General features: G+C 54.0%; 1 protein-coding gene. It reads right to left on the bottom strand.

Going from position 1 to position 1,038, the window contains the following annotated elements; genetic code table 11:
• On the bottom strand, positions 1–905 hold a 905-nt coding region (locus KM295_RS16785; RefSeq protein ID WP_256031524.1), incomplete at its 3' end, for a transposase.
• Between the last annotated feature and the right edge of the window lie 133 nt (positions 906–1,038).

A 1,038-nucleotide genomic window follows, 5' to 3' on the forward strand; every position in this document is an offset into this window, starting at 1 on the left:
TCGTTGAACGTCCACTGCTGGAACTTTGAAGCGTCTGAGATGCGTTCACGGATGTTTTCCAAGTTCTCAAACACAATGGTCGTACAGCCATGTGAGACGGCTTCGTTGACCAGTTCCTTCGATGCTTGGTGCAAGAAATCTTCAGACCAGTTAGCGAAGGTGTCACCGATGGACTGTATCGTGAGGTGTGCGCTTCGTGTGCCTTGCTGTTGGAGGCGAGCGCGGCGACGTTCATACTCGCGGCGTTTGTGATTCAGCAGGTCGGCGTTCCCGATGAACGCGCCTGTGCTGGTGACTGCAAGATACCCGTCCACGTTCCGGTCTACGCCAAGAACTGTCCTGCTCTCAGCTTCTCCCGACGTTTCTTCGCGTTCCTGCTTTACAGAGACGTGGAGATAGTAGGTATCTGTTTGGTAGTCGTAGCGGAGTTTTGCGCCCTGTTTCTGCCACTCGTCGCTTTCCATGTACTCGGCTTGAATCGAGTCGTCTGGATAGACGTATTCGGCGTGAACGCGACTGCCACCATAGGCGGCAAGTGAGCAGTAGCCGTCGAAGTAGGTAATCGCGTTCGTGTTGTAGACTGTTGTGTTCGATGTGAACACTGGTTTCGAGGTGCGTTCACCTGCTTTCATCTTCTCAACACACCCATCGAGTGCATTAGCGGCATGGTCTGTTGCGGCAACCGTCAGGTCAGCGTGCAATCCAGTGTCCTCGCGTATGTCATCGTAGACAAGGCGCTGGAGATGATTACCCGACGTAATCACGTACCCGTCGTCATCACCATCCCATCCTTGGTCTGCGAACCGCTGTGTTGCATCCCGAAACGTGTTCATTGTCCGTTTCAGGTCGTCTCGGCGGTCGCTAGGGACGGAGAGCTTGACAACTGCGGTACGATTAATCTCCATCTGTATGCCACTTGTGGCTTTATGTTTATAAAAGATAGGGAGTTGGCCGGGCTGTTGAGTGTTGTTTGCCCTTCGGAGCTTACGCGATTCCCGCCCGCCGTGAACGGCGGGACTCCCTCGCTGATTTAGGTGG

Origin of the sequence: Natronomonas aquatica, from assembly GCF_024449025.1 — an archaeon.
Lineage (GTDB): Archaea > Halobacteriota > Halobacteria > Halobacteriales > Haloarculaceae > Natronomonas > Natronomonas aquatica.